This window comes from Hydrogenophaga sp., assembly GCF_051007235.1.
GTDB lineage: Bacteria > Pseudomonadota > Gammaproteobacteria > Burkholderiales > Burkholderiaceae_C > Hydrogenophaga.
In genome coordinates this window covers 1-3,681 of the sequence record NZ_JBPCSJ010000112.1, presented here as the reverse complement: position 1 = coordinate 3,681, position 3,681 = coordinate 1, and the positions used below count along the sequence as shown (strand labels likewise).

The following is a 3,681-nucleotide window of genomic DNA, read 5'->3' as shown; positions in this document are numbered from 1 at the left end:
AAAAGAAAGCCTCCAGGGGCTGAACGTGGGCGTCACGCTGTGCGGCGGCAACGTCGACAGCCAAATATTCGCCAAGGTCTTGGCAGGGTAGACAAGCACACTGCGCCGTCCTCCCCCCCAGGGGGCGGCACTGGCGGCCCGGCAAAGCCGGTTCCGCGGTGCCCTGGAACAACTTCCCCTCCGGCGCAAAGTGTCTGCTTCAAGGATGCGGTGGAACCGGCTTTGCCGGGCCACACGCATCGCCCCCTTGAGGGGGTGACGCCGCAGGCGGCGCAGGGGTGGGTCAGCTTTTTGGGGTCACCAGTTTGGCGACCAGCTCGCAGAACGCTTCCACCGCGTCGGTCTTGAACACCACCTCGGTCACGCCGGCGGCCTGTGCCTCGGCCTGCAGTTCGTCGCTGATGTAGCCCGAGGCCACGGCCACCGGCAGATCGGGGCGGATGGCGCGCACCGCGCGCGCCACGTCGACGCCCGACATGCCCGGCATGTTGTAGTCGGTCATCAGCAGGTCAAAGCCCTGCGGGTCCGCGCGCAGGGCGTCGATCGCCTGCTGCTGCTCGGTGAAGGCCGTCACCTTGTATCCGCGGCGCTCCAGCAGGCGGCGCACCAGGAAGACGAGCGTGTCGTCGTCGTCCAGGTACAGGATGTGGCGCTGCGTGGCGCTGGGGGTCTCGGCCATCTCGGGTTGCTCCTGGTGTTGTGCCGTGGGTTCGGCCGTGGGTGTGACAGTGCCTGCCATCGTACCGGCAAGCGCGGTGGCGTTGTCCTCCGGACGGGTCAGCAGACCCGTGGCGGCCGGGAAGTACAGGTGGAACGTGGTGCCGCGACCGGGCGCGCTGTCCACGTCGATGGCGCCGCCGTGCGCCTGCACGATGCCCAGCACGACGGGCAGGCCCAGGCCGGTGCCGCTGCCCACCGCCTTGGTGGTGAAGAAGGGTTCGAACATGCGCTGCAGGGTCGCTTCGCTCATGCCGCAGCCGTCGTCGCTCACGCTCACGCAGACCGCGTCCACGCCGTTGTCGCCGCACAGCTGGGCCACGTCGGCGGGCAGCGTGGGGTCCAGCCGCTCCAGCCCGCGCACCCGGTAGGCGATGCGACCGGGGCGCCCTTCCAGCGCGTGGATGGCGTTGGTGCCGAGGTTGAGCAGCACCTGGCCGAGCTGGGTCGCGTCGGCGCGGATGGCCGGCGTGCCCGACGCCACGTCCACCGACAGCTGGATCTGCGGCGTCAGCGCGGTGCGCAGCAGGCTGGTGGTCTCGGCCACCACGTCGCGCAGGCACACCGGCGTGCGCGACAGCGGTTGCTGGCGCGAGAAGGCCAGGATCTGGCGCACCAGTTCGCGGCCACGGCGCGCGGCGCTGCTGATCTCGTGCAGGCTCTCGCGCGCGGGCGAGCCCTGGGCCAGGTCCTGGCGCGCCAGGTCGGCGTTGCCCAGAATGGCCGCCAGAATGTTGTTGAAGTCGTGCGCCACGCCACCGGCCAGCGTGCCCAGCGCTTCCATCTTGTGCGACTGCGAGAGCTGCTGCTCCAGCGCGCGCTGTTGCTGCTGCGCCTGCTTGAGAGAGGTGATGTCCACGAAGGTGAAGACCACGTGCCGCAGGCCGCCGATGGCGTCGTTCTCGGGGTAGGCATTGCACAGCGCCCAGCGGGCCGACGCGCCGTCACCGTTGTGGATGCCCACCACCACGTCGCTCACCGGTTGCCCGGTGGCCAGCACGCGTTCGAACGGCACCTCGCGCCGCGGCAGGCGGGTGCTGTCCTCGCGCAACAGCAGCCAGTCGGGGGTGGGCGGCACAGCGCCGGGGTCGTCCTCCAGCGGCCAGCCGAAGAAGCGGCGCGCCGCGTGGTTGACGGAGACGATGCTCTGGTCTGGCCGGAACACCACCACCCCCGCGCCCAGGTGGGTGATGAGGGCGCGCGAGTCGGCCGCGCGCTCGGCCATGGCCTGGCGGGCCTGGTCGGCCTCCTGGCGCAGGCGCAGCGACACCAGGGCGCTGAACAGCAGCACGCGCAGGAACTTGGTCAACAGGAACATCAGCAGGAACGCGGCGGCCACGCCGTCCAGCGGCGATCCGGCGAAGGCGACCCAGCCGCTGACGGTCAGCAGCAGGAGCAGTTCAAACACCGACAGGGCCGCCAGGGCGCGGTATTCGGGCGCCGGGCGCTGCGCCCCCGCCTGGCGCAGGTCGCGCAGCACCAGGACAGCGAGCACGATCATCGACAGCGCGTACACCATCTGGTGGCCCGCGGGCTGGTCGCCGCGCAGCGCCAGCCCCACCTGCAGCGCCACCTGCACCGCCAGCAGGCCGCTCAGCCAGCGCCGGGGCATGGGCAGGCGCAGATAACGCCGCAACCCCACCCAGGCGCAGACGTGTGAGGCGAACAGCATCAGCCCCGCCAGGCCGGCCAGCAGCGGGCCGGCACCGGCCACGCGCACCATGAGCATGAACGAGCCGGCGATGCTCAGCACCGCGCCCAGCGACCACCAGCCCGGCCCGTGGATACCCGGGTAGCGGCGCATCTGGCCCCAGAAGGCGACGGCGATCAGGGCGTCCACGCCCAGGCGCACCAACAGCAGGGTGTTCAGATCAGGCAGCATGCGGCCAAGGTACACATCTCATGCAGAGGATTGGAGCACGCCGCGGTTCCATCAGGTACCGACAAAACACCGGCCAAAACCCGCCTTTTCCGGTGGGTGGCATCGCGCAGGTGACAGCGCGGGCACTGTGCAAACCCGATCAGTCGCTGCGGGGACAAAGTCGCGCCGGGGCCGGCGCAGAGAATCGCGCCCCATGGGAACCCTCTACCTTGTGCGCCACGGCCAGGCCTCGTTCGGAGCCGACGACTACGACCAGCTCAGCGACCTTGGCCAGCGCCAGGCCGAACGACTGGGCCGCTACTGGGCCGAACGCGGCCTGCGCTTCGACGCCGTGCTCACCGGCTCGCTCAAGCGCCACGCGCAGACCTGGCAGGGCATCGCGCGCGGCGCGGGGCTGGACCTGGCGCCGCTGGTCTGGCCCGGCCTGAACGAATACGACAGCGAAGCGGTGATCCGCGCCGTGCTGCCCTGCCGGCGCGACGCCAGCCTGGGCGACCCGCACACGCCCGAAGGCTACCGGGCGCACTTTCGCCTGCTGCGCGACGGCCTGGCGCAGTGGATGGCCGGCACCGTCAGCCCCGAGGGCATGCCCGCGTACACCGACTTCGTGCACGGCGTCAGCAGCGCGCTGGACCATGTGCGCGCGCACCACGCCGGCCAGAACGTGCTGATGGTCACCAGCGGCGGACCGATCTCCACCGCCGTGGGCCATGTGCTGGGCCTCAGCCCGGACGCCACCATCGAGCTGAACATGCGCATCCGCAACAGCGCGGTGACCGAGTTCGTCTTCAGCCCCAAGCGGCACACGCTGCTGACCTACAACACGCTGCCGCACCTGGACGGGGCCGAGTTCCGGGACTGGATCACGTACGCATGATCCAGCCTGCCCCCCCCGCGCCGCCTTCGGCGTCACCCCCCCCGGGGGGCAACGCGAGCGGCCCGGCAGAGCCGGTTCCGCCGCGTTCTGGACAAAGGCACGCGCGCCGACCAGTGCACGGCACGTCGGTTCAGCTGAATGCGGTTTTCTCGGTCAAGGTGTCGGGCGGCAGCTGGTCGATCTCGGCCAGCAGGCGGGCCAGGGC

At 70.8% G+C, this 3,681-nt stretch carries 2 protein-coding genes; one reads left to right on the top strand and one right to left on the bottom strand.

Annotation, left to right across the window (positions count from 1 at the left end; genetic code table 11):
• Positions 1 to 283 precede the first annotated feature (283 nt).
• Entirely contained in the window at positions 284 to 2,599 is a 2,316-nt protein-coding gene (locus tag ACR2JA_RS04155) for a hybrid sensor histidine kinase/response regulator (protein WP_434007859.1), read from the bottom strand.
• A 193-nt stretch (positions 2,600 to 2,792) separates the two neighbouring features.
• Between ACR2JA_RS04155 and ACR2JA_RS04150 the strand changes: the two genes are divergently transcribed.
• Complete coding sequence (locus tag ACR2JA_RS04150; RefSeq protein WP_434007858.1) at positions 2,793 to 3,476, top strand: histidine phosphatase family protein; 684 nt, start codon at positions 2,793 to 2,795, stop codon at positions 3,474 to 3,476.
• The last annotated feature ends 205 nt before the right edge of the window (positions 3,477 to 3,681 follow it).

Excerpts from the sequence above, each read along its gene's own strand:
- ACR2JA_RS04150 (WP_434007858.1), top strand. The coding sequence starts at position 2,793 with ATGGGAACCCTCTACCTTGTGCGCCACGGCCAGGCCTCGTTCGGAGCC.
- ACR2JA_RS04155 (WP_434007859.1), bottom strand. The coding sequence starts at position 2,599 with ATGCTGCCTGATCTGAACACCCTGCTGTTGGTGCGCCTGGGCGTGGAC.